The organism is Mycolicibacterium pallens (assembly GCF_019456675.1).
GTDB lineage: Bacteria > Actinomycetota > Actinomycetes > Mycobacteriales > Mycobacteriaceae > Mycobacterium > Mycobacterium crocinum.
Window position 1 is genome coordinate 1640901 of record NZ_CP080333.1, and the last position, 24182, is coordinate 1665082.

Annotated in this window: 25 protein-coding genes; 18 read left to right on the forward strand and 7 right to left on the reverse strand. The window is 65.2% G+C overall.

The genetic code is table 11. The features are described from left to right. Positions 1 to 109: 109 nt before the first annotated feature. The 3 genes from K0O64_RS08005 to K0O64_RS08015 all read left to right on the forward strand — a co-directional run bounded on the left by K0O64_RS08005 (position 110) and on the right by K0O64_RS08015 (position 2902). The gene (locus K0O64_RS08005) at positions 110 to 703 is read left to right on the forward strand and encodes a TetR/AcrR family transcriptional regulator (protein WP_096310661.1); all 594 of its coding nucleotides are present in this window, start codon (positions 110 to 112) and stop codon (positions 701 to 703) included. Between the two features lie 10 nt (positions 704 to 713). Beyond that, entirely contained in the window at positions 714 to 1583 is an 870-nt protein-coding gene (locus tag K0O64_RS08010; RefSeq protein ID WP_096310662.1) for a LysR family transcriptional regulator, read from the forward strand. Positions 1584 to 1678: 95 nt separating this feature from the next. Further along, positions 1679 to 2902, forward strand: coding sequence for an MFS transporter (locus K0O64_RS08015; RefSeq protein WP_096310664.1), 1224 nt, complete (start codon positions 1679 to 1681; stop codon positions 2900 to 2902). A gap of 279 nt (positions 2903 to 3181) precedes the next feature. Here K0O64_RS08015 and K0O64_RS08020 read toward each other — a convergent pair whose 3' ends face one another. Further along, a complete protein-coding gene (locus tag K0O64_RS08020; RefSeq protein ID WP_096310666.1) occupies positions 3182 to 3796 on the reverse strand; it encodes a carboxymuconolactone decarboxylase family protein in 615 nt (204 codons plus the stop codon). Between the two features lie 66 nt (positions 3797 to 3862). Here K0O64_RS08020 and K0O64_RS08025 point away from each other — a divergent pair, with 66 nt between their 5' ends. Then, positions 3863 to 4675 carry an SDR family NAD(P)-dependent oxidoreductase gene (locus K0O64_RS08025; protein WP_096312752.1) on the forward strand — a complete coding sequence of 271 codons (813 nt, stop codon included), beginning with the start codon at positions 3863 to 3865 and terminating at the stop codon, positions 4673 to 4675. A 13-nt stretch (positions 4676 to 4688) separates the two neighbouring features. Then, positions 4689 to 6290, forward strand: coding sequence for a GMC family oxidoreductase (locus K0O64_RS08030; protein ID WP_096310668.1), 1602 nt, complete (start codon positions 4689 to 4691; stop codon positions 6288 to 6290). Positions 6291 to 6313: 23 nt separating this feature from the next. Here K0O64_RS08030 and K0O64_RS08035 read toward each other — a convergent pair whose 3' ends face one another. Continuing rightward, positions 6314 to 7501: a cytochrome P450 gene (locus tag K0O64_RS08035; RefSeq protein ID WP_096310670.1), complete on the reverse strand. Its 1188-nt coding sequence runs from the start codon at positions 7499 to 7501 to the stop codon at positions 6314 to 6316. Positions 7502 to 7589: 88 nt separating this feature from the next. On the opposite strand from K0O64_RS08035, the gene K0O64_RS08040 reads away from it, so the two are divergent. The 6 genes from K0O64_RS08040 (at position 7590) to K0O64_RS08065 (ending at position 14156) form a co-directional block, all read left to right on the forward strand. Then, positions 7590 to 8360, forward strand: coding sequence for an SDR family NAD(P)-dependent oxidoreductase (locus K0O64_RS08040; protein ID WP_096310672.1), 771 nt, complete (start codon positions 7590 to 7592; stop codon positions 8358 to 8360). A 72-nt stretch (positions 8361 to 8432) separates the two neighbouring features. Continuing rightward, positions 8433 to 9176, forward strand: a complete 744-nt coding sequence (locus tag K0O64_RS08045; protein ID WP_071946960.1) for an SDR family NAD(P)-dependent oxidoreductase — start codon at positions 8433 to 8435, stop codon at positions 9174 to 9176. 164 nt (positions 9177 to 9340) lie between these two features. Further along, positions 9341 to 10699, forward strand: coding sequence for a cytochrome P450 (locus tag K0O64_RS08050; protein WP_220046275.1), 1359 nt, complete (start codon positions 9341 to 9343; stop codon positions 10697 to 10699). Continuing rightward, on the forward strand, positions 10692 to 11552 hold the full coding sequence (locus tag K0O64_RS08055) for an SDR family NAD(P)-dependent oxidoreductase (protein WP_096310676.1): 861 nt from the start codon (positions 10692 to 10694) through the stop codon (positions 11550 to 11552). Before K0O64_RS08050 ends, K0O64_RS08055 begins: the two co-directional genes overlap by 8 nt. Before the next feature lie 30 nt (positions 11553 to 11582). Beyond that, positions 11583 to 12761, forward strand: a complete 1179-nt coding sequence (locus tag K0O64_RS08060) for an acyl-CoA dehydrogenase family protein (protein WP_096310677.1) — start codon at positions 11583 to 11585, stop codon at positions 12759 to 12761. A gap of 21 nt (positions 12762 to 12782) precedes the next feature. Then, positions 12783 to 14156, forward strand: a complete 1374-nt coding sequence (locus K0O64_RS08065; protein WP_096310679.1) for an LLM class flavin-dependent oxidoreductase — start codon at positions 12783 to 12785, stop codon at positions 14154 to 14156. 3 nt (positions 14157 to 14159) lie between these two features. Here K0O64_RS08065 and K0O64_RS08070 read toward each other — a convergent pair whose 3' ends face one another. Further along, positions 14160 to 14804, reverse strand: coding sequence for a TetR/AcrR family transcriptional regulator (locus K0O64_RS08070; RefSeq protein ID WP_096310681.1), 645 nt, complete (start codon positions 14802 to 14804; stop codon positions 14160 to 14162). A gap of 103 nt (positions 14805 to 14907) precedes the next feature. Here K0O64_RS08070 and K0O64_RS08075 point away from each other — a divergent pair, with 103 nt between their 5' ends. Continuing rightward, positions 14908 to 15474, forward strand: coding sequence for a nuclear transport factor 2 family protein (locus K0O64_RS08075; RefSeq protein WP_096310683.1), 567 nt, complete (start codon positions 14908 to 14910; stop codon positions 15472 to 15474). 9 nt (positions 15475 to 15483) lie between these two features. Here K0O64_RS08075 and K0O64_RS08080 read toward each other — a convergent pair whose 3' ends face one another. After that, the gene (locus tag K0O64_RS08080) at positions 15484 to 16383 is read right to left on the reverse strand and encodes an MBL fold metallo-hydrolase (RefSeq protein ID WP_220046276.1); all 900 of its coding nucleotides are present in this window, start codon (positions 16381 to 16383) and stop codon (positions 15484 to 15486) included. A 66-nt stretch (positions 16384 to 16449) separates the two neighbouring features. Continuing rightward, positions 16450 to 16737, reverse strand: a complete 288-nt coding sequence (locus tag K0O64_RS08085; RefSeq protein WP_071946944.1) for a helix-turn-helix domain-containing protein — start codon at positions 16735 to 16737, stop codon at positions 16450 to 16452. Positions 16738 to 17206: 469 nt separating this feature from the next. Here K0O64_RS08085 and K0O64_RS08090 point away from each other — a divergent pair, with 469 nt between their 5' ends. Both K0O64_RS08090 and K0O64_RS08095 read left to right on the forward strand, forming a co-directional pair. Beyond that, positions 17207 to 17581: a hypothetical protein gene (locus tag K0O64_RS08090; protein ID WP_071950011.1), complete on the forward strand. Its 375-nt coding sequence runs from the start codon at positions 17207 to 17209 to the stop codon at positions 17579 to 17581. A 54-nt stretch (positions 17582 to 17635) separates the two neighbouring features. Further along, positions 17636 to 18472: a nitroreductase gene (locus K0O64_RS08095; RefSeq protein WP_071946942.1), complete on the forward strand. Its 837-nt coding sequence runs from the start codon at positions 17636 to 17638 to the stop codon at positions 18470 to 18472. Positions 18473 to 18476: 4 nt separating this feature from the next. Here the strand turns inward: K0O64_RS08095 and K0O64_RS08100 are convergent, their stop codons facing one another. Next, positions 18477 to 19250, reverse strand: a complete 774-nt coding sequence (locus K0O64_RS08100) for a hypothetical protein (protein WP_071950010.1) — start codon at positions 19248 to 19250, stop codon at positions 18477 to 18479. A 173-nt stretch (positions 19251 to 19423) separates the two neighbouring features. Between K0O64_RS08100 and K0O64_RS08105 the strand changes: the two genes are divergently transcribed. Genes K0O64_RS08105 through K0O64_RS08120 form a run of 4 tightly spaced genes read left to right on the forward strand, consistent with a single transcriptional unit; the run spans position 19424 to position 22535 of the window. Next, positions 19424 to 19669, forward strand: a complete 246-nt coding sequence (locus K0O64_RS08105; protein ID WP_225933656.1) for a methyltransferase — start codon at positions 19424 to 19426, stop codon at positions 19667 to 19669. Positions 19670 to 19679: 10 nt separating this feature from the next. Continuing rightward, positions 19680 to 20411, forward strand: coding sequence for a class I SAM-dependent methyltransferase (locus K0O64_RS08110; protein ID WP_071946938.1), 732 nt, complete (start codon positions 19680 to 19682; stop codon positions 20409 to 20411). Next, positions 20408 to 21721: a cytochrome P450 gene (locus K0O64_RS08115; protein ID WP_071946936.1), complete on the forward strand. Its 1314-nt coding sequence runs from the start codon at positions 20408 to 20410 to the stop codon at positions 21719 to 21721. The genes K0O64_RS08110 and K0O64_RS08115 overlap by 4 nt, the downstream gene beginning before the upstream one ends. A 52-nt stretch (positions 21722 to 21773) precedes the next feature. After that, entirely contained in the window at positions 21774 to 22535 is a 762-nt protein-coding gene (locus tag K0O64_RS08120; RefSeq protein WP_071950009.1) for a MerR family transcriptional regulator, read from the forward strand. Positions 22536 to 22591: 56 nt separating this feature from the next. On the opposite strand, the gene K0O64_RS08125 is transcribed toward K0O64_RS08120, so the two are convergent. After that, positions 22592 to 23803 carry a pyridoxal phosphate-dependent aminotransferase gene (locus tag K0O64_RS08125; RefSeq protein ID WP_071946934.1) on the reverse strand — a complete coding sequence of 404 codons (1212 nt, stop codon included), beginning with the start codon at positions 23801 to 23803 and terminating at the stop codon, positions 22592 to 22594. Between the last annotated feature and the right edge of the window lie 379 nt (positions 23804 to 24182).

The window sequence follows — 24182 nt, forward strand, 5'->3', positions numbered from 1 at the left end:
TCGGGGGGTGGTGTGCGCTATTTACGACACGATATGGGTCGTAATAGCGGGTAACGTACCGCACGCTCACCGCCGACCGGCGCCGATTCGGCGAAGTTATGCTCGCGACATGTCGCAACCGCCCGGCCGGCCCCGAGACACAGCACTGCACGCCGTGATCCTCGAAGCCGTGCGCGAGTTGCTGACGGAGTCCAGTTACGCCGAGCTGTCGATGGATGGCGTCGCCGCGCGTGCGCAGGTCGGCAAGAAGACGCTCTATCGGCGGTGGGCGTCGAAGGCGCCACTGGTCGCCGAGGCGGTGCTGGACGCCTATGGACGTGGCGGTTCGTTCCCGGTGCCGGACACCGGCAACCTGCGGGCGGACCTTCTGGGCTGGTTGATCGAGCACGGCGAGTTCATCACCGAGCCTGCGAACGCGAAACTGATCCGCGCACTCGTCGCCGCTGCGGCAGCGAATTCCGGTGACACCGAAGCACTTTACGAACAACTCAGCGTCCCACAGCGCAGCGGGCTGGTCGACCGTGTGCGGCGCGCCGCGGAGAGCGGAGCCGTACGCCCCGATACCGACGCCGACGCCATCGCGAACGCGTTGATGGGCACGCTGTTGTTGCAAGTCATGAGCAGTTCGGTGCCGGGCGACGACACCGCAGGCCGCTACGCGGCTCTGGTCGATGCCCTGTTGAGCGGCGTCAGCCCCGCCTAGGGTCTATAGCGTGCATCTCGAAGAACTGCGATGGTTCGTGGTGCTGGCTGAGACCGAACACGTCACCGAAGCCGCCGCCGAGCTGGGGGTCAGCCAACCGACGCTGTCGCGCGCCTTGACCCGGATCGAGCAGAAGGCCGGCGTCGCGCTGTTCGACCGTGTCGGTCGGCGACTGCATCTCAACGAGTACGGGCGCATCATGCTCGAGCACGCCCGCCGCAGCATCTCCGAAGTGCAGGCGGCTATGGATCGCATTGCCGCACTGCGGGATCCCGACACCGGACGGGTTCGCCTCGCATTCCTACACTCATTGGCCAACTGGTATGTGCCCGAACAACTTCGACGGTTCCGCGAAACAGCACCAAAAATCCAGTTCGATCTGTTCCAGGGCGCTGCACACGAGATCGCCCGCAGCATCGTCGACGGCGGGTCTGACATCGCGATCACCTCACCGCGGCCCGACCCGGCGGACTTCTCCTGGCACCGCCTCTACGTCGAACGGCTGTGCCTGGCAGTGCCGGTGGGCCATCGATTGGCGGCGCGCACCCGCGTCAACCTGTCGGCGGCGGCCGACGAGCCGTTCGTCGCGTTGGAGAAGCCGTTCGGGTTGCGGCAGTTGACCGATGAGTTGTGGACCGACGCCGGCATCGACCCGCAGATCGTGTTCGAGGCCTCCGAGATCCCCACGATGGAGGGCCTGGTCGCCGCGGGATTCGGTGTGGCCGTGGTGCCGGTGCCGCGGGACGGGACAGACGCGCGGGTGGTTCATGTGCCGCTGTCGAACAGTCAGGCCAAACGTGAGGTCGGTTTGGCGTGGCGGCGGGATCGTCCGCTGGCGCCACCGTCGCAGCGATTTGCGGACTTCCTCATCGAGGGTTGAGCTCGCCCGCTCACCAGGCGTCATGCGCTGCACGAATGATCATGAGACAAGTCATGCATTGGACACATCACTAGTGCATTCCTACCGTGGAATCAGTGACCATTGACCAATCGCTGGAACGCGCCTGGACCGGGCACACCCGCGGCTCATCCGCCTACGCCCGACTCCTGGCGGCGCTGTTCTGCGCGGGCGTGGCGACCTTCGCGCAGCTGTATTCCCCGCAGGCCGTCCTCCCGCTGATCTCCTCGGACCTCGGCGTCGGAGCAGCCCATGCGGCACTGATCATTTCGGCGTCCACGGTGGGTCTGGCGATCGGTGTGATCCCGTGGTCGGCGCTGGCCGACCGCATCGGCCGGGTCAAGGCGATCACGTTTTCCGTCTCCGGCGCGACGCTGGTCGGGATGCTGGTGCCCTTTGCGCCGACGTTCGGGCTGCTGATGGTGGGCCGGTTCGTCGAGGGCCTCCTGGTCGGCGGCGTCCCGGCGATCGCGGTCGCGTACCTGACCGAAGAAGTCGACCGCGCGCACGCCGCCCGGGCGGCAGGCACGTTCGTGGCGGGCACGACGATCGGCGGTCTGCTCGGGCGGCTGGTGTCCAGCCCGGTGGCCGAGTTCGCAGGTTGGCGCATAGGGGTTTTCACCGTCGCGGTGATTTGCGGGATGGCCGCGATGGGCTTCGTCAAACTGGCGCCGGAACCGCAAGGCTTCACGCCCGCGTCGCGCCGCGGTGCTAACCCCGAAGGCAGCCTCGCTCATCGGCTCGCCGCCAACCTGCGCACACCGCGCCAGCTCGTCCTGTTCGCACAGGCCTTCCTGTTGATGGGCGGATTCGTGGCCCTCTACAACTTCCTCGGCTACCGATTGACCGCCGCGCCATTCCATTTGCCCGCATCGGTGGTGAGTCTGGTGTTCCTGGCATACCTCGCCGGCACGTGGGCGTCGTCGCGGGCCGGTGCTGAGGCTGCGCGCTTCGGCCGTAAGCGGGTCCTGCTCGTCTCGGTGGTGATCATGATGATGGGTATTGCAATCACCCTGAGCGCCAATGTGATTGCAATCCTGATCGGACTGGTGGTCGCCACGGCCGGCTTCTTCGGTGCGCACTCCACCGCGGCCGGCTGGACCGGGCAGTCGGCACCGGTCGGCAAGGCCCAAGCCTCGTCGCTGTACAACCTCTTCTACTACGGCGGGTCCAGTGCCATCGGCTGGCTTGGCGGCGTCGCGTTCGATGAGCGCGGCTGGACGGCCGTCGCCGTCACCATCCTGGTGCTGGCCGGCATTGCCGCGTCACTGGCGGCCGTGGTGTTGCGAGACGCTGATTGACCAAACGTGCCGCGGCGCGCCGCCGGAACTGGATACTTTGAGGCAGCGCGGAAGGGGAGCGATTCATGGGGGCATCGGCGCGGTACGTACTGCGAGTGGCCGGACTGGCGATCGCTCTGGGATTGACCACGCTCGTCGGTCAGCCGCTCGCGGCAGCCGACGACGGCACCGGCTCGCCGGCGGATGCCGCGACGGCCGAGGCTGACGAAATCCGAGACATGACGCACGTGGTGCAGTCAGCGCGGGACTCCAATGAATACCATGAGCAGATGTTCGATCTCATCGCGGAGATGAGGTCTCAACCCGTGTCGGCAGCGGAATCCCTTGGCTGTCAACATGACTCTCCACGGCCAGATTCCAGCTGTTGAACGCCATCGCGAGGCAAGTGTACGTCCCGACGACGAATGGGATCTCCACCATCTGCTGGGCGTCGAAGTGGTTGGCCAGGCGTCGCCAGGTGTCATCCGATATCCGGTAGGAGTTGAGCATTTCGTCGGTAGCGGTGATGAGGTCCCGTTCGGTCGCGGTCCAGGTTGGTGACATCGTGCCGACGACGAAGGCGTCGATGTCGTCCTGAGTGATGCCGTACTGAGACGCCAGCAGCACATGGTGCACCCACTCGTACACGGCTCCGGTGCGCCAGGCGACCCGCAACAGCATCAGCTCTCGATTGCGATGTCCGATCGCCGGCCGCCTGAGCAACACATTACCGTAGGCCGTGAACGGCCCGGCCAGCGCCGGGTGATGCAGCATGGTCGCCAGCACGTTCGGCGGTTTTCCTGATACCCGCATTTGATCGATGACTCCGGCAGGGAATGCTTGCCGGAGTGCCTGCAGCGCATCGTCATCCCACTCGTCAACGTTCAGCGGTTTCAACCGGGGTGAGGGTGTCATCCTGTGAAGCTACGTCCCTGGCATGATGGTTGTACAGTCGTACAGCATAAGAGTACGGTGCTGACCATGACGCTCACTCCCGAGACATTGGGCACCGCGCCTGGGCGCGGACGGTTGGCCGGCCGTCGCGTCGTCGTGGTCGGGGCCGGCACCCGCGCCTGCGATGAAGACGATGCACCGATCGGAAACGGTCGCGCCATCGCCGTGCTGTGTGCACGCGAAGGCGCGGACGTCGCCTGCGTGGATGTGGACCCGGAGGCCGCGCACCGCACGTCGGACATGTGCGAACACGAGGGAGTGACGGCGGTGTCCGTCGTCGCTGACGTCCGCGATGCCGATGACTGTGAACGCCTCGTCGCGGAGGCTCGCGCAGGGCTCGGCGGCCTTGACGGCGTGGTCGCCAATGTCGGGTTCGGTGCGGGGCAGGGGCTGGAGGGCACGACACCCGAGCTGTGGGATGACCTCTTCGCGTTGAACGTCCGGTCTCACTTCTTGGTCGCTCGCGCGGCCATGCCTGTTCTGGACGACGGCGGCTCGATGGTCTTCATCGGGTCGGCGGCAAGCTTGCGGGCCGGCACCCGATTTCCGGCCTACGACGCCTCCAAAGCTGCGCTGTTCGGTGTCTGCCGGCACGTCGCGCTGGAAGGCGCCCCGCGCGGAATCCGCGCCAACCAGGTGATCCCCGGGCCCGTCGACACCCCGCTCGGCCGATATGGAAGCGCGCACGTGAAATCCCGTTCGCAGATCCAGTTTCCGCTGGGGCGGCAGGCAACTGGGTGGGATATCGCGTATGCGACCGTGTTCATGCTGAGCGGGGAAGCCAGTTACATCACCGGCGAGTCGCTGGTGGTGGCCGGTGGACTGGGTCAGATTCGCTGAGCGGCGGGATCTCATGACGAACTACGACTACATCATCGCCGGCGCCGGCTCCGCCGGCTGTGTCCTGGCGAACCGGCTGTCGGCGAACCCTGCTGTCAAAGTCCTGTTGCTGGAAGCCGGTGGTAGCGATCGCAATCCGCTGTTCGCGGTACCCAAGGGGTCGGGCAAGCTCTTCGAGAGCGACAAGCACATGTGGCACTACCAGACCACGCCTTTCGGCCCTCACCCGCACAGCGAGCAGTGGATGCGCGGCAAGGTGCTCGGCGGATCCAGTTCCATCAACGGCATGATCTACAACCGTGGCGGGCGGGCCGACTGGGACGGCCTGGAGCGGCTCGGTAACAAGGGTTGGGGCTGGGACGACATGCTCCCGGTCTTTCGGGGTTTCGAGGACAACGAGTTTGGTGCGTCACCCACCCGCGGTACCGGTGGACCGGTCCACGTCTCGGTGCCTCGCGATCCGGACCCGGTGTGCGACGAGATGATCGAAGCCGGTGTGTCGGCAGGCTTGTCCCGCGTGCAGGACATCAATGAATCAGATGGTGAACGTATCGGATACGCCACGTCGACGATCAAGAACGGCCGACGGGTGAGCGCCGCCACCGCCTTTCTGAAGCCGGTGCTGCACCGCTCCAACCTGACGGTCCGTACCCACGCAGAAGTGCAACGGCTGATCCTGGACAAAGGCAGGGCGGTCGGCGTGATGATTTCGCACCGGGGTCGCACCGTCGCGGTGCACGCCGCGCGGGAAGTCATCCTCAGCATGGGCAGCTTGAATACGCCAAAGGTGCTGCAGCTGTCCGGGATCGGACCGCGGGACATTTTGCGCACGGCAGGCGTCGAGGTGTATCTCGAACGAACCAATGTCGGTCGCAGGCTCCATGAACACCGGTGCGCCACCCTGCGGCTTCAGCTGAACGATGACCTCGGCTACAACCGGCAACTGTCGAGCAGTGTGGCGCAGGCGATGACGGGGGTCCGGTACCTGGCGACGCGCAAGGGCCCACTCGCCGCACCCTCGTTCGACATCGTCGCGTTCGTGAAGTCGCAACCGGGCGCCGACCGCCCCGACGGGCAGCTGATGATGGGCCCTTGGACCATTCCGCCGTACAACACCGGTGAGCCGGTCGAGATCGAGCGGCAGGCTGGTGTTTCGTGCCTTGGCATGGTGTTACGTCCGACGTCGGAGGGCTCGCTCGAGATCACCTCCGCGGATCCTCATGCGGCGCTGCGGATCAACCCGAATTACCTGGACACCGATCACGACCGGGAGACAGCAGCCAATCTGTTGCGCACGATGCGAAGGATCTTCGAGCAAGCGCCAATCGCACAGCGCATCAGCCACGAAACCTATCCCGGAGCACGCGTGCGCTCTGATGACGAACTGATCGATGCCGCCTTCGACGGCGGATATTGCGGCTACCACGCTGCGGGCAGCTGCGCGATGGGACCCGGCGACGACGACGTCGTCGACGGTCAGCTTCGGGTGCGTGGGATCGACGGCCTGAGGATCGTCGACTGTTCGGTGTTGCCGACCATGGTGGCCGGCAACCTCAACGGCCCGATCATGGCGATGGCCTGGCGCGCCGCCGATTTCATCCTCGACGACCGCTGAGGCCAAAGCGCGGAGAGCTCATGTCAGCCGACGACCGCCGGCATGCTGTCCCAGCCGCGCACCGTCGAGGTTCGTGATCGGCGTGCACCGGTCATGTCGATCTCCCACTCGGGCCATCGCTTGAGGACTTCCTCCAGCGCAACACGACCCTCGAGCCGGGCCAGGGGAGAACCGACGCAGAAGTGCGCACCGCGCCCGAACGTCAAATGCCCACCGGGCTTTCGGTGAATATCGAACGTGTCGGGGTCGTCGAAGTGCCGTTCGTCGCGGTTGGCGGAGGCCAGCATGAGCAGCAGCGGCTTGCCTGAGGGGATCACCTGTCCCTGGAAGGTGACATCATCGGTGGTGACGTAGCGGGCGACGTGCGGACCGGGCGGTTCGTAACGCAGCAGTTCCTCGATCGCGGTCGGGATCAGGGTGTGGTCTTGCGCGAGTTCTTTGCGCTGGTCGGGATGTTCGGCCAGCACCTTGCCCATCCAGCCGAACAACCGGCCCGTGGTCTCGACGCCCGCGCCGGCGACCACCGCGAGAAACACGATCAGCTCTTGCTTGGTGAGCTTGCGCGTGACGGCGTGTTCGTCCTCGAATTCGACGTTGAGCAGCTCGGTGATCAGGTCGTCGGACGGGTTCTTCTCGCGCCATTCGACGTACTCGCCGAACATTTCACCGGTGAAGTAGCGGTCCTTCTTGATCGCCATCGGCTTGCCCGGCTCGTTGCGCAACACCTGATTGGCATGTTCCCGGACGGCCGGCTGTTCGGCGTCGGGGATGCCGGCCAGCATGCCGATTGTGCGCATGGGCAGTTCGGCGCCCAGATCTTCCACGAAGTCGAAATGCGTACCGCCGACCAGTGGATCCAGGCACGCCACGCAGAAGGCGCGAATCTTGTCCTCGATCGCTCGCATCTTTTTGGGTGTGAAAGCCCGGGAGACGATCGCGCGGTGGATCGTGTGGAGCGGCGGATCCTCGTTGATGAAAATGCCGGGCGGCATCACTGGATCGGTCATGACGACCTCGAGGATGTCGCCCTTGGCTGAGCTGAGCCTCGTGGTGTCTTTCAGTGCTGCATCCACGTCGGCGTAGCGGCTGATACCCCAGAAGTCGTGCCGCTCGTTGTAGTAGACCGGGCACTCGTCGCGCAGACGCCGGTACGTGGGGTAGGGATCCAGGTCGATGTCGAAGTCCCACGGGTCGTAAAACAAATCGCTCAACGTCAGCTCCTCCGGGTCGATGCTGTACGACTGTATAGGAGCGGTATACGCTCGTACAACATCCGCCTGCACAACCCGAGGGAGCGCAATGAACAATCGGTTCTCACTGGACGGCCGCGTCGCCGTCATCACCGGAGGGGGGACCGGGATCGGGCGCGGCGCCGCACTGGTTCTCGCCGAGCATGGTGCTGACGTCGTACTGGCCGGCCGGCGGCCTGATCCGTTGGAATCCACCGCCAAGGAAGTGATCGCGATGGGTCGCCGTGCCCTGCCAGTGCCCACCGATGTGACGACGGCCGAGGCCTGTCGTGGTTTGGTCGAGACGACACTGGCGGAGTTCGGGCGGCTCGACATCCTCGTCAACTGTGCAGGCGGGGCGGAAACCAAGTCGATTCTCAAATGGCCGGACGACGACTTCGAGAACGTGCTGGCGCTCAACTTCAAAGCGGTGTGGCACCTGTCGAAAGCGGCGGCCAAACCGATGATGGCCCAGGGCAAAGGCGCGATCGTCAACATCTCTTCGGGTGCCAGCCTGCTCGCCATGCCGCAGGCGGCGCCCTACGCCGCGGCCAAGGCGGCGGTGAACAACTTGACCGGATCGATGGCATCCGCGTGGGCCAAGAAGGGAATCCGCGTCAACGCGATCGCGGTGGGCGCCGTGCGCGCGGCGACCCTGACCGATGACGCTGCACGATACGGGCTTGACCCGGAGGCCATCGCCATGACCAATGGACTCGGCCGCCTCGGCGAACCTGACGAGATCGGTTACGGCGTGCTCTTTTTCGCCTCCGACGCGTCCAGTTTCTGCTCGGGTCAGACGTTGTACATGCATGGCGCGCCCGGGCCCGCGGGTGTATGAGCCCACACGCCTTGTGTAGCGCCAGGACTTACGCTATACATTCGTACAGCAGAAGATGAGGGAGTAGTCGCAGTGAGTCGAACTGCAGTGGTGACCGGTGGGGGATCCGGTCTGGGCCAAGCGATCAGTGCGCATCTCGCCGCCGATGGCCATCGGGTGGCCGTGCTGGACGTGAACGCCGACGCCGCCAACATCGTCGCCTCGGCGATCACAGCGACGGGCGGCGACGCCCTCGCCGTCGGGGTCGACGTCTCAGACGAGCACGCGGTGGAAGCCGCGTTCGCCGCAGTTCGAGACGCCTACGGCCCCATTGAGATCCTGGTGACGAGCGCGGCGATTGCGGGCTTCACCCGATTCGACAAAATCACCCTCGACGAGTGGAACCGCTACCTCGCGGTGAACCTCACCGGAACGTTCCTGTGCATCCGAGCCGCGTTGTCGGACATGGTGGCCGGCAAGTGGGGTCGCATCGTGACCATTTCATCGGCCGCCGGACAGCAGGGCGCGCCGGCGCAGGGGCATTATTCGGCGACGAAGGGTGGCGTCATCGCCATGACCAAGACGGTGGCCCTGGACTACGCCCGCAAAGGCATCACCGCCAACACCGTGCCGCCGTTCGTCATCGATTCCCCGATGCTTCGACAGCAGCAGGAGGAAGGCAAACTTCCCGCCACTGAGTTGCTCACCCGCGCGATCCCGGCCGGCCGGCTCGGGGTGGGCGAAGAAGTGGCCGCGGTGTGCTCCTTCCTGTGTTCGGAGGGCGCGGGATACGTCAACGGGCAAGTGATCGGTGTCAACGGTGGTGCGGTGCTCTGATCTCGCGCGATCGACAGAACACATTATTTCGCAATGACTTTGAGGAGGTACGGTGCGCGTTGACGGTGATCCACCCTCGGCCCCGCCGGAGTCGAAAGAGGTGAGGGACCACGCGTGCCTCATAGCAGTGATGGTCGATCAGGTGTTGGCGGGCCGTGCCGCCCATGGCCGCCCCCGGATGCGGTGACGTGACCGCCCAGCGATATCACTTCGATCGTCACGCCGCCGACTATCGCGACCGTTTCCTCGACATCACTCACGAGATGCATCAGCGGTGCCCAATTGCGTGGACTGACACCTATGACGGCCACTGGGTGGCTGCCGGCAGCAGGGAAGTCTTCGAACTCGCCCGGTGTCCGCACATATCCAATGACCACGATATCCACAACGAACGCCGCGGCTACAAGGGAATCTCCATCCCGCTGATGCTCGAGGCGGAAGGCTTCCGCGGCGGCATGCTGGAGATGGACGACCCCGAGCACCGCTACTACCGCACTGCGCTGAACCCCTACCTGTCACCGGCCGCGGTCAAGCGGTGGGAGCCATTCATCGACGAGATCGTGCGCGCGTGCCTCGACGACTACATCGAATCGGGGACAATCGACTTCGTCGACGACCTCGCCAATGTGGTGCCGGCCGTGCTGACTCTGGCCATGCTCGGTGTCCGGCTAAAGAAGTGGACGCTCTACAACGAGCCTGCGCACGCATCGGTGTACACCCCGCCCGATTCGCCGGACGCCGCGCGGGTGCGCGAGTTGTACATGGCGATGGGTGTCGACCTGTTCACCAACCTCGCCGAGATTCGTGAGCACCCCCGGCCCGGCATCATCGACGCCCTGGCGAAGCTACGGATCGACGGCCAAGCGCCGCCCGACATCGAGCTCTTGGGCATGCTGAACCTGTTGATCGGTGGTGGATTCGACACGACGACCGCGCTGACCGCGCACGCGTTGGAATGGTTGTCCGACCACCCCGACGAGCGTGACCGGCTCAGTAAGGACCGCGCCGCACTACTGAATCCGGCGACCGAGGAATTCCTGCGGTACTTCACGCCGGCGCCCGGTGACGGTCGCACGCTGGCCGAAGACATGGACCTTGACGGCACGACGCTGCGGGAGGGGCAGCGGCTCTGGCTGTCCTGGGCGATGGCCAACCGCGATCCCGCGGTATTCGGTGACCCTGACCAGGTGATTCTCGACCGGAAAGGCAATCGGCACTTCAGTTTCGGACTCGGCGTGCACCGGTGCATCGGATCGAACGTCGCCCGCACGGTGTTCAAGGCAATGCTCACCGCCGTGTTGGACCGGCTGCCGGATTACCGGCGCATAGCTGAGGGGACTGTGCACTACGACAGCATCGGAGTGATCCAGGGGATGCGCCATCTGCCCGCGTCGTTCACGCCGGGTAGGCGGGTCGGTGCCGGTGTCGCCGAGACAGTCGAGCGGCTCCAGGTCATCTGCGACGAACAGGGGCTCGCCCGTCCCATCACCGAACTGAAGGAAGCGGCGAAAATCGATGTCTGACAAACCGATCGCGGTGGTCACCGGAGCGAGCCGCGGGGCCGGGGCAGGGATCGCCCATGCGCTCGGTAGCCACGGTTGCACCGTTTACGTCACCGGCCGCACGCGGGAGACCGGGGCCCCGGCCCGCGGGGACACCATCGATGCGACTGCCGCGAGGGTGACCGATGCAGGGGGCGTCGGCATCGCCGTCGCCGTCGACCATGGTGACGACGCCCAGGTTGAGGCGCTGTTCGATCAAATCCGACGCGACCACGGCCGAGTCGACATTCTGGTCAACAACGCTGCGATCATTCGCGACGAGATGATGGGACGCACCAAATTCTGGGACGAGCCAATCAACGTAATCGACACCCTCGACGTGGGATTGCGGAGCAGTTACGTCGCGACGGTGTACGCGGCACCACTGATGATCCCGCAGAGCAGGGGATTGGTCGCCTTCTCGTCCTCCTCGGGTGCGGTGCACTATGCGTTCGGCCCTGCTTATGGCGTACCGAAGGCCGGCACCGACAAGATGGCCGCCGACATGGCGGTCGACTTTCGTGAGTTCGGTGTTGCGGCAGTGTCGATCTGGATGGGGTCACTGCTCACCGATCGGGTCCGGAAAATAGTCGACAGCAACCCGGAGAAGTTCGGACACATCCTCGACAGCGCAGAAACGCCGGAGTTGACCGGCCATGTGATCTGGGCGCTCTACAACGACCCCGACCTGATGGCGGTGAGCGGCCAGACGCTCATCGGCGCCGAGCTCGCGGTGAAGTACGGCATCACTGACGACGAGGGCCGTCAGCCGCCGTCGTACCGGGACATGTTTGACGTGCACCCGCATCAGCAGTTCCCGCATGTGATGCGGTAGCGCAGGCCGGGCGAAACATAAGGAGGGACAGTGCAACTCGACTTCGACGCCGACATCGAGTCCTTCCGCGCCGAGTTCGTGGCTTTTCTGGACGAACATCTGCCGGAGGAAGCCGTGGCCGCCGCCGAACGCCCCCGCTCAAGCGCAGACGTTCCGCCCTGGGCGCGGCAGTGGCAATGCCTCTTGTTCGACAACGGCTGGCTGCAGCCCGGCTATCCTCCCGGGTTCGGTGGTCGGAACGCGACGGTCGTGGAGCAGTATGTGTACTTCCAGGAGCTGTCGCGCCGGCGCATCTACCAGACCTTCAATCCCCAGGGTGTGGGGATCGTCGCCGCATCATTGATCGAATACGGCACCCCCGAACAGCACCAACGTTGGGCTGTGCCCATTCTGCGCGCCGAAATCGTTGCCGCACTGGGCATGAGTGAGCCCGAAGCCGGATCAGATCTCGCATCGCTGCGCACCCGGGCGGTCCGCGACGGAGCTCACTTCGTCGTCAACGGTCAGAAGGTGTGGACCTCAGGAGCCCACGACGCTGACGTCTTGTTCACCCTGGTGCGCACCGATCCGTCCGTTCCCAAGCACAAGGGCATCAGCGTGCTGATGATCCCCACCGATACCCCGGGTGTCACGCGACGGCCGTTCGCGTCGGCGTGCGGCCGCGACGACGTCGACTTCAACGAGGTCTTCTTCTCCGATGCGCGGGTGCCTGCGGACAATCTGGTGGGCGGGCTGAACGAGGGGTGGATGGTGGCCAATTCCTCGTTGGGACACGAACGGACACTGCTGTGGCTCAGTTATGCCGATCGATTACAGGAGTTCGTCGACGATTGGAAACCTCGGGGGCCGGTTGACCGGGATTCGTACGCGACGCTCGTCATGGACTTGTGGTCGCTTCGGCTGCTCGGATCGGCCGAACTCGGCCGCGCTGCGCGCGGGGAAGCCGATCCATCGTCGATGTCGGTGCTGAAACTGCTGGGATCCGAAGCGATTCAAGCGGCAGCGCACGCCGCCCTGGCAACCGCAGGCGGTGATGGTTTGCGCGACCCAGCTCAGACAAGCGCGTTCTCGCCCTACCACCTCGAGGCCTACACAAGCAGTTGGTTCACCCGCTACCTCCGGAGCTTCGGCGCCACCATCGCCGGCGGCACCTCGGAAATTCAACGCAATGTCATCGCCCACCGCGTCCTCGGCTTGCCGAGGGCCTGATCAACTGCAGACGAGGTCGAGATGTCGAAACGCATGATCTTCACCCTGCTGGTGATGGATTCCATCGGGCACAACTTCCATGGCATCTGGCGCCATCCCCAGGCCCGCAACCGCGAATTCAAGAACTTCGACCTGTGGGTGGACCTCGCCAAGCGCGCAGAGCAAGCCAAGATCGACGCGTTCTTCTTCACCGACGTGATCGGCGTCCAGGGCGAATACAACGGATCTCGTGATGTGATCTTCGAGATGGCGATGAACGTGCCGATCGGGGACTGCACGATGCTCATCCCCGCCATGGCGCACCAGACGACTGACATCGGTTTCCTGTACACCAGTTCGGTCATCCAACACCACCCCTTCGTATTCGCGCGCGCCGCAGCGACACTCGATCACCTCAGCAACGGGCGTATCGGATGGAACATCGTCACGTCGGCGAACGAACAGGCCTTTCGCAACCTTGGCTTGCCCGGCAACCTCTCCCATGAAGAGCGCTATGCCTGGGCCGACGAGTACGTCGACGTCGTCTACAAGCTCTGGGAGGGGTCGTGGGACGTCGATGCCGTCGTCAACGACGTTGCAGCGGGCCGGTACGCCGACCCCGCCAAGGTGCATGACATCAACCATCAGGGCAAGCGCTACAGCGTCGAAGGATTCAATCTCATGGAGCCGTCGCCACAGCGCACACCCGTGCTGGCACAGGCCGGTGGCTCTCCGGCTGGTCTCGAATTCGCCAGCAGCCATGCAGAACTCATGTTCCTGTCGGCGATGTCGTTGGAAACGATTGCCCAGCAGATCGATACCGTGCGGGGACTGGCTCGAGAGCGGGGCCGCCGCGACGGCGACATCAAATTCTTGCAGGGCATGATGTTCGTCACCGGCTCCACGGATGACGAGGCGTACCGAAAATGGGGCGAGCTGGAGGAGTTCCGCAGCCAGGAAGCCCAGACGGCATACTTCTCCAGCCTCAGCGGAATGGATCTCGGACGCTACGAGCCGTCGACGCCGCTCGAGGACATCATCGACGAGATCCCCGGCATCCGCGGTGCGTTCCTGTCGATGATCAACGCCTGGCCAGAGGGCACAAAGCCGACGGTCAAGGACTTCTTGACGTCACTGTCTTTGCCGCAGATGGTCGTTGGCTCACCCGAGACCATCGCCGATCGACTTGTCGAGTATCAGGCGGCCGGGGTCGACGGAGTGCAGATCATGAACGCGCTGATGCCGCAGAGCTATGACGAGTTCTTCGAACACGTGGTGCCTGTTCTGCAGGCGCGGGGCTTGATGCAACGCGAGTACCGGGCCGGGACGCTGCGGGAGAAGCTCTTCGGTGGCGGAGCCGATATCAGTGATCGTCATCCGGCGTACGGGTACCGCGGGATGTTCGTCGGCGAGTGAGGTCTAGCGGCCCGATGCGGGTTTGCGGGCCGGGGACTTCCGCTTCGGCTTGGCTGTCGCCTTGGGCTCAACCGAATCGATATAGCGCTCAAAGGCTTCCGTCACCTCGGCGTGCGCTGACTTCACGCCGATGTCCTCCTCGAGGTTTAGGAACTTCGGCAGGCCGGACATCAGGAGCTGTAAGGCCGGCAGCGACAGGTCGCCGATCGGTTTCGCGTTCTTGCCGAACTTTGCGACCAGCGCCTCCAATTGGAGTCGGCGAGTGGCTTCGGTGACCGCTGCGATCTCGGTGCGGATCGACTTGCGGTGATTGCCCAAAGCCATGAACTCGGTGATCATCGCACCGGTCGCCTCGTCCCAGCTGTATTCCCACACTGCCCGCAGGGGATCTTCGGTTCGGCGCTGCATCAGATCGGTGAGGTGGGCAATGCCGCGCTCGGAGTATCGGCGGATCGCTGCGATGAAGATGTCGTCCAGGGTGGGGAAGTAGTACTGAACCAAGCTGGGGGTCACGCCGGCTTTTGCGGCCAGCGCCCGGTACGTGACGCTGGCATATCCCTCTTCCAGCATCATTTTCTCGACGCAGTCGAGCAGTACGTCCCTGGTCTTCGACGTTTCGGCGCCCACGCGCCGCGACGATGTCGCCATGTCTCCTCGCTCCGTCGGTTACCGATATTCTGACACTCGACTGGTGCTATACGATCGTATAGTCTCGTCGAGCATCGACAAACACCCACCTATGAGGAGAGGCATGACCACCACGGATGCCGAGATGGACACTCTGCGCAGCGATGTCCGTTACCTCATGGATCGCACGGAGATCCTGGATTGCATATCCCGGCACGCACGCGGCTGCGACCGGCACGACATCGACCTGATCACGTCGGCCTACCACGACGACGGCGTGGACGAGCACGGCCATGCGATCAATGCGGGCCCGAAATACGGTGAATGGGCCAACGCGACGCACGCCGAGACGTCGGCGGTGCACACGCACAACATCACCACCCACACATGCGAGATCGACGGTGACACCGCGCATGCCGACAGCTACGTCATCGTCGTTCTGATCGGCTCGGACGGGAAGACGGCGCAGTTCATCACCGGGCGCTACATCGACCGCCTGGAGCGCCGGGACGGGCAGTGGCGCATCGCCGTCCGCCGCTCCACTGTCGAGGGGATGTTCATCGCCGACGCCCGGGTGCTGCAATCGCCGTTCTTCACCGACAAGGGCTACCTTGTCGGCACCCGGGATCGCTCGGATCTGTCCTACGATCGCCCGCTGTCCATCGACACGCCCGCCCCTGCCCGCTGGTAGCCGGGGGACTCAGTAGTCCCACACCGCAGGCACACAGCGGAACACGTCGCCGGCCGTCGCGACGTGGCAGACCGACGGGAACGGCAGGTGGGTGGCCACGAGTGCTTCGCCGGTAGCCGCGACCTCGCGCAGCAGGTTCACTCGCACGCGGGCGGCCTCCTTCGGATCGTGTTCGAAACCGTTCTGCCACTCGGGATTATCGAAGCCGGGCGCGAACACCGCATCACCGGCGAAGGTCAAACGTTCACTTCGGGATTCCAGCCGAACGATGCTGTGCCCCGGTGTGTGCCCACCGGTCCGGCTGATCAGAACACCCGGCGCGACTTCGTACTCCGTCTCGAACGGGTGAAGCTGGCCACGGTAGTCGCTGAGGAACTGTGTTGCGGTGCGCCGCAGCACATCCGGAATCGGCTGCGGCATCACGGTGTGAGTGAAATCAGGCTTCTCCCAGAACTCCGCCTCGCGGCTGGCCACGTGAACGCGCAGATCCGGGCGCAGGCGCGCCTTCAGCCCGTCGGTGAGCAGTCCACCGATGTGGTCCATGTGCAGGTGGGTCAGCACCACGTCATTGACTGCGCCGGGGTCGATTCCGACGGCCTCGAGCCGGTGGACGGTCTGCCCGGCCCGCGGGAAATCCGGGAACTCCACTCCGAGCCCGGCGTCGACGAGAATCGTCCGGCCGCCCGTGCGCACGACGACCACGTTGAGCGGCCAGTCGACGACGTCGCGGGGCAGGAACTGGCCGTCCAGCCAGCCCGCGAGCTCAGCGGACGGCGTGGTGGTCGCCAACGTCGACGCGGTGATCGGGAGGACGCCGTCGCTGATTACCAGCACCTCGATATCGCCGACCTGCACCGCGTAGCGCGACGGCACCAGCTCGTCCGCCCGGGAAATGTTGTCCACGCTCATGTTTGTTCTCCTGACCGCCTTGAGGAATCGCTCGTCGACTGCCAGAACGCATGGCTGCGCGAAAACTCATCCCGTCGGCGGCTGTCCCTCGGAAGCGCCGTCGAGTCGACGGTGGAGTGCCGCGTTGATGGCATTGGCCTCGGCCAGTTGGTCCTCGAGGACGATGATGCGGCAGGCGGCTTCCAGCGCGATGCCCTGATCAAGAAGTTCGCGGGCTCTGGCCGCGACGCGCAGCTGGTAACGGGAATAGCGGCGGTGTCCGCCTTCGGAGCGTTGAGGCGTCAGGAGCTTCGCCTCGTCGAGGCTTCGTAGAAATGCGGGTGTGGTGCCGAGGATTTGCGCGGCGCTGCCCATGCTGTAGGCCGGGTAGTCCTCGTCGTCGAACTTGTCGTTCGCATCTGGTTCTGCGGAACTGCTATCTGCTTCTACGACTGCGCCTTTCGGATGTTCACAAGCGAGGGAGGGTCGGTATCCCCGAGTACGCTTACGACACCGACACGGGGATACCGACCCTCAGGGGATCACTACCATCTGTTGATACTGCTAGAGAAAATGCGGCATCCGCCCGAACTGACAATCGCGGGCGATCCGACGGCAACGTCCTCCTTTCGTGTATCCCACTTCCGTCTTCGCCGTGCGGCCTGATGTAGCGCCACACGCTCACGGGCAGTTCATCTCCCGCGCATCTGATCCTGTGCTCTGTACGGTGACGATCTTAGCGTGGCCATTGGCGAATATCTAGTGTGACGGGTGGAGATTTTTCCTCCGCTGTTCTGGATCGAACCCCGCAACGGTCGTGCGCCCGCGTGCGAAGGTAGACCCGATGCGTCGACCCATAATTGGTGCTCCGCTCGCGTTCATCGCGACCGTGTGCCTGATATCTGCCCCCACGGCGGTGGCCGGCGATGACGACTGCGCTGTGCTGCTGCCGGCGGCGGATCGGTTGGAAGCTGTGTTCAACGACATCGCCCCGACCGGAACGCCACCGTGGGTGGCTGCCCAGGTTCGGGCCCCGTTGAGTCCGCTGCACAATCTGAGCAGTCCGCCCGGCATCGACCTCCGGATCCGGTCGAACATGGTGGCGTCGCAGATCGACAACGGCGACCCGTACCGCCCGGCGACACCGGAGCGACTCGCGAGCGATCTGGCGAAGGCCAGGGATCTGCTCGTCGCGGTACGCGAATGGTGCGCGCCCTAGCGTTGGCCCCGAGGATAATCGGGAACGACGTGACGGACGGAGGTGAGACGGCAGGTGAGTTCCTTGCCCGACGCGGCAACGCTGGAGACAGTGCTGGACGTCGCTGCCCGCGCCCCTTCTCTGCGCAACCTGCAGCCGTGGCGCTGGCAGGTCGACGGCGAGGCCGTGCACCTGTATGCGGACTGGAGTCGCCGGGCCGGCGACACCCCGGCGGACCGCCGCGACGTCCTCCTGGGCTGCGGGGCGGTTCTCGATCACTGCATCGTCGCGTTGGCGGCCGCGGGCTGGCACCCGAGCGTCCGGCGGTTCCCCGACCGTGCCGACAACAGCCATCTGGCGATCCTGGAAGTGGTCGAGCAGCCGCCTCAGGGTGGGTGGCGCGAATTGGCTTCGGCCATACCGCAGCGACGCGCCGACCGCCGCCCCTACAGCACCCGGCGGATTGCACCCGGCACGCTGGAGATGCTGTACATCCGGGCCAGGCGTCTGGATGTGGATCTTCAGGTTGTCCCGACGTCGCGGTGGACTCGGCTCGACGACGGCGCCGTCGAGCTTCGCTACCCCACGGGCGAGCAGTCCAACGAAACGCCCGATGGCGCGGTGTTGCTGGTTCTGGGCACGCGCAACGACGGTGACGACATGCGGTTGCGAGCCGGTGAAGCGCTCAGCCACGTGGCGCTGACGGCCACCGCGATGGGGTTCGCGAGCTGCCCGCTGACCGAACCGTTGAACGACACCCGAAGCCGACTGGCGCTGGCATGCGAGGTGTTCGACGGTGCGGCCCATCCGCAGGCCCTGATTCGTGTCGGACGCCCGGTGGAGGATGCCGAGCCGTTGCCCCCGACGGAGCGTCGAGCAGCGCGCGATGTCACTGTGTGGACCCGTCGTTAGCGGTTCAGTTTCCGAAAACGCCCCAGCGTTTGATCTGGACCCGCTCTGCGTCGGGCCAAATCGCCTTGGCGGCAGGTGAATTGCAGAAGTAGTCCTCGGCCTGGCGGATGCTCATGTCGACCGCGTGCAGGCCGTCCTCCTGGTGGGCGCGGCAGTTGACAGTCAACGCCTTGTTGGTGGCCGGATCAGCCTCCAAGACCTCGATGGTCAATACCACGACGAGGGTGTACCCGGCGCCGGTCGGCAGATAGAAGGTGAGGTCCCGGCTGGACAGGCCGCCACCATTGCTGACCAGATAGCCGTCGCCGCTGGGATACACGGCCTGACCGACCATCTGGGTGCGTTCGTAATGCCGGCTGTCGTCGTGGGCGCGCCATACCGCGAACCGGGTGTTGGGGTTGCCGCCGTTCAGCAGATTCTGCGAGATCGGGATGATCAGTTCCTCGCGGCCGTCGCCGTCGATGTCCTGCAGCCCAACGCCTCCCGGGGTCGACGGCTCCAGCAGTTCGTCGATCGTCTGGACCACCGCCCCCGACGGGTCGGTGACGGTGACCTTGACCGCTCCGGGCTTCGGCAACTCCGGCACCCTCCAGTACTGGACGGCGAAGTCGAGATCGCCGGAATGCAGGGTGCAGTCGACCTGTGGTGACTTGCCCGACGGGGTGATCACCGGGTTCGACTGCGGACATGACGGCAGAGACGTGTCAGCGGCTGCGTGCGGACTCACCACGCCGGCCATCGCCGTCGTCAGGACGGCGAGCGCAGCCGGCAACCGCATGAACACGTGCCGAGTGTGGGTGTTATGCACCGATTTCGACCGAATTTCGTGCATAGCACCCACACTCACGGACGCGGCTTGGCCGGAGCGGGTGCGGGAGCAGCTGGCGCGGGGACCGCGCCGGGGGCGGGCGGAGCGCCGGGAGCAGCAGGAGGCGCAGCCCCGGGAAGCTGTTGCTCCTCGGCCGCCCGCGCGCGACCGTCCTGCTCGTCGAAATGGTCGTCCGGGAGAACGGCCGTGACGGCCCGGAGAACTGGGTGGACCTGGAGATGCTGCTGAATCTCGGATCACGCGAGCGCACCGAACACGAGTACCGAACTCTGTTGGCGCAGGCCGGGTTCCGGCTGACGCGGGTGGTTCCGACCGCGTCCCCGCTCAGCGTGGTGGAAGCGGTCGTCGACGAGGCGTCACCGGGATAGGAGGGCTCAGATGGACATCGCGACCATGCCGCGTGCCGGGTTCGACGCCTCCTGGCTCGATCGTCGGCTGCAAACGGGCCGCCCGGAATACCTGGACCGCGATGACGTGAATGAGCGGGTCAAGCGACAGGTGATCTGGTCGCTGGACTGGATGGGCCGGCTCCTGCGGGACCACGAGCACCTCGCGGCCCGGGCCCTGCCCCTGGTCGCCGACGTCGACGCACCGAGGGTCCTGGAACTGGGCGCCGGCCATGGGGCGCTGTCGCGGGCAGTGCTGAAGCTGCGGCCCACCGCACACGTCACGGTCAGCGACATCGACCCGGTGTCGGTGGCCGACATCGCCGCCGGCGAGCTGGGCCGCGACCCGCGGGCCACCGTCCGCCGCATCGATGCAACCGAGATCGACGCAGCAGACGGCTCCTACGATCTGGCCCTGTTCGCTCTGTCGTTTCATCACCTGCCACCGGCTCAGGCCGCGCGCGTCCTCGCGGAGGGAACCCGAGTCGCCGACACGCTGCTGATCTGCGATCTGTACCGGCCCTCGGCTGTGGTGCACCTCGTGCGGCTGGCGTCGATGCTGCCGTTCGTTCTGCTGCCATTCGCCCACGACGGACTGATCAGCTCGCTGCGTGCATACAGCCCCTCGGCGTTCCGCACATTGGCCGCCCACGCCGATCCGGCCATCACCGTCGAGTTCAGCCGCCTGGGCCGCAACCAGATTGTCCTGGCGCGTCGCACGTGAGGCTCACGGGGACGGCGGCTGCACTCGGGCGTGCCGTATGGGCGGGCGTCGACCCGGAGGGATTCTTCCGGCGCCACGCCGGCGACGGTGCACCGTTCGCGGTGCGATTTCCGGGACTCGGTGAGGTGTTGTTCTTTTCGACCGAAGACGGTGCCCGCGACATTCTGTCCGCCCCAGGGACACTATGCCGGGCACCGCTGCCCAATCCGATCGAGCCGATCGTCGGCGCGAATTCGCTGATCTTGCTCTCCGGTGAGGCGCATCGCCGGGCTCGAAGTGTCGTGGCACAGGCTTTTCGCGGTGAACTCATGCGTTCCTACGTCGATCTGATCGCCGAAACCACCGAGCACGAGATCGCGGCACTGCAATCCGGGGATCGCCTGCTGGCCGGCCGGACGAGTCAGGCGATCACCCTGGATGTGGTGATCCGGGTGGTGTTCGGCGTGACCGATCGCAGGCGACGCACCGAGTTCTCGCGAGTGACAACACAATTGCTGCGGACCGGTGGCGCGGCGCTGATGCTGGTTCCCTGGCTACGTCGCGATATCGCGGGCCGGGGCCCGTGGGCCCGCCTGGTCGCGTTGCGCGCTCTACTCGATGAGTTGCTGTCCGAACAGATCGACGAGCGCAGGTGCAGCGGCGACCACCGCGGCGATGTACTCGACCTGATTCTCAACGCCACCGACGACGAGGGCAACGGCCTCACCGACGCGGCGCTTCGGGACCAACTGCGCACGATGCTCGCGGCCGGGCATGAGACAAGTTCGACCTCATTGGCGTGGGCGCTCTACCACATTCACCGCGACGAAGGCATTCGCAGACACGTCCTCGACGAGCTGGCCACCGCCACCACACCCGCTGAGATCGCGGCTCTGCCGTACCTCGGTGCGGTCATTCAGGAAACCCTGCGCGTGCACCCCACGGTGCCGATCGTCCTGCGCAGGCTCACCGGCCCGCTCACGGTTGCCGGCGTCGCCTGTTCGCCCGGTGATGTGGTCGGAATCGCGTTGCCTGCCTTGCATTTCAATCCTGAGATATGGGCGAAACCGGACACCTTCGACCCGGACCGGTTCCTGAGGTGCAGGCCGTCTCCGTTCCAGTACGCGCCGTTCGGCGGGGGATACCGGCGTTGCATCGGCGCGGCCTTCGCGCACAACGAGCTGGCGGTCGCGATCGGTACGATCATGAAGACCCTCGACCTGTCGGCTGTGCCGGACGGCAGACCGCCACGTGCGGTGCCGCGCGGGATCGCGACCAAACCGAGCCGCGAGATCGCGTTGACGGTGATCGCCCGACGCCCGACGACTTGACCCTCACGCGGCGTGAGGCGCGAACATGAGTGATGTGACGCAGGAGATGCAGGTGGACGAACTCACCGTGGGCGAGGTCGCGAAGCGATTCGGCATCACGGTGCGCACGCTTCACCACTACGACGAAATCGGGCTGCTGACCGCGAGTAAGCGCGCGGCATCGGGCTATCGGTTGTACACGTCGGAAGACCTGACCCGGCTGTCTCAGATCATCGTCTACCGCCGCCTCGAGTTGCCTCTCGACGAGATCGCGACCCTGCTCGACGAGGGCGACGTGGTCAGCCACTTGATTCGTCAGCGCGAACGCGTCATGGCCAGGTTCGATGAGATGAAGAGCCTCATCGACGCAATCGATCACGCATTGGACAAAGCAATGAGCAACACACCCATGACCGACGACGATATGCGCGAACTCTTCGGCGATGGTTTCGACGACTACCAGGCCGAGGCTGAACAGAAGTGGGGCGAGACCGCGGAGTGGAAGGAATCGAAGCGCCGGACGAAGTCCTACGGCAAGCAGGAGTGGGTCCAGATCAAGTCCGAAGGGGAAGCCGTCGAAAAGGCATTGGCTGACGCGTTCCGCGCGGGACTTCCTGCTGACTCGCCGCAGGCGATGGATGCCGCGGAAAAACACCGGCTGCACGTGAATCGCTGGTTCTACGACTGCCCGCCGGCTTTTCACCGCAACCTGGGCGACATGTACGTCAGCGATCCGCGGTACGTCGCCACTTACGACGAGTCATTCGGGCTTCCGGGTCTCGCGGCCTTCTGCCGCGACGCAATCCATGCGAACGCGGACCGACACGGCGACTAGGGAGCTGAGGGGCCTCGCTTCGAGAGTGGGTCGGTGGCCGGGCCCGCACGTCGCGATCACTGGCGATAAGTCGCCAGGAATCCTCCGATGCTGTCGATGGTGGTCTCGAGTTCCTCGGCCGACGGCAGCGTCACGATCCGGACGTGGTCGGGCTCAGGCCAACTGAGGCCGGTGCCGGGGACGAGGTGAATCTTCTCCTGCAGCAACAGGTCCAGGACGAACTGCTCGTCGTCGCGGATCGGATACACGTTGAGGTCGATCTTGGGGAACGCGTAGAGCGCGCCCCGCGGTTTCACGCAGGAGACCCCGGGAATCGAATTCAGGGCGGCCCACGCCCGGTCGCGTTGGTCCTGTAGTAGGCCGGCCGGCAGCGTGAGGTCGTGCCCGGACCGGTCGGCTTCGAGGGCGATCCGAATCGCTTGCTGGGCAGGTGCATTCGCGCAGCGGCGCAGACCGGCGACGGTGGTCAGACCGTCGAGGTAGCTCACGGCGTGATCGGTCGGTCCGGACACCGCCAGCCAGCCCGCGCGGAATCCTGCGCAGCGGTATGCCTTTGACAGGCCGTTGAACGTCAGGCACAGCAGATCGGGCGCCAGTGACGCCGTCGTGACGTGGACGGCGTCGTCGAAGAGGATTTTGTCGTAGATCTCGTCCGAGCACACGATGAGGTTGTGCTCGCGTGCGATGTCCAGAATGCCGGTCAACACCTCCGGCGGATACACCGCACCGGTCGGGTTGTTGGGGTTGATGATGACGATCGCCCGGGTGCGCGCGGTCACCTTCGCCGCGATATCGGCGATGTCGGGATACCAGTCCGATGACTCGTCGCACCGATAGTGGACGGCGCGGCCGCCATTGACGTTCACGGCGTCGGTCCACACGGGGAAGTCAGGCGCGGGCACCAGGACCTCGTCGCGCTCGTCGAGCAGCGCGGTCATCGCGATCGTGATCAGTTCGGATGCGCCGTTGCCGAGGAACACATGCTCGACGTCGATACCCGGGACCCCGCGGGCGCAGTGGTATCGCACGACGGCTTCCCGCGCCGACAGCAGCCCCTTGGTGGGGGTGTATCCGGCCGAGGAAGTGAGGGTTTCGGCGATGTCGCGAATCAGTTCGGCCGGCGGCTCGAAACCGAACGGAAACGGGTCGCCGGTATCCAGGCGCATGACGCGGTGTCCGGCCGCCTCCAAGCGTGCCGCCTCTTCGGCGATCGATCGCGCAGTCTCGCGCGAGAGGCTGAACAGCCTGCTCGACTGCGCGAATTTCATGCGGTTCCTTTGCAGGTCACCCCTGATTGCGGGGCTTGTATTAACCGAAGCGTCAAAAGCCTAGCTCGCAACCCTGGACTGACCGAGCGATCAGGTGAACCCGCGGGCGGAACGTTCGGCGGACGACGCTGAGCGGCGCCGCCCGGCCGGCGTTGGTGGTGATGCGGGTGATGCAGCGTCGAACATGCCATCGACACCGGCTGCCAGGCGTTGCGCAGGTCGCTCGGGGACGCCGAAACGTTACACCGATACGGCATTTCATGTTGGGCTGCTTGAACTTTCGATGTGAACGGCGCGTTCGCGCGGCCCGGTGGGCGCCTCACCAGCGGATAGGTAAAGAAGGTTAGGCTCACTTGCGAGATGAGTCACCCACGGCACA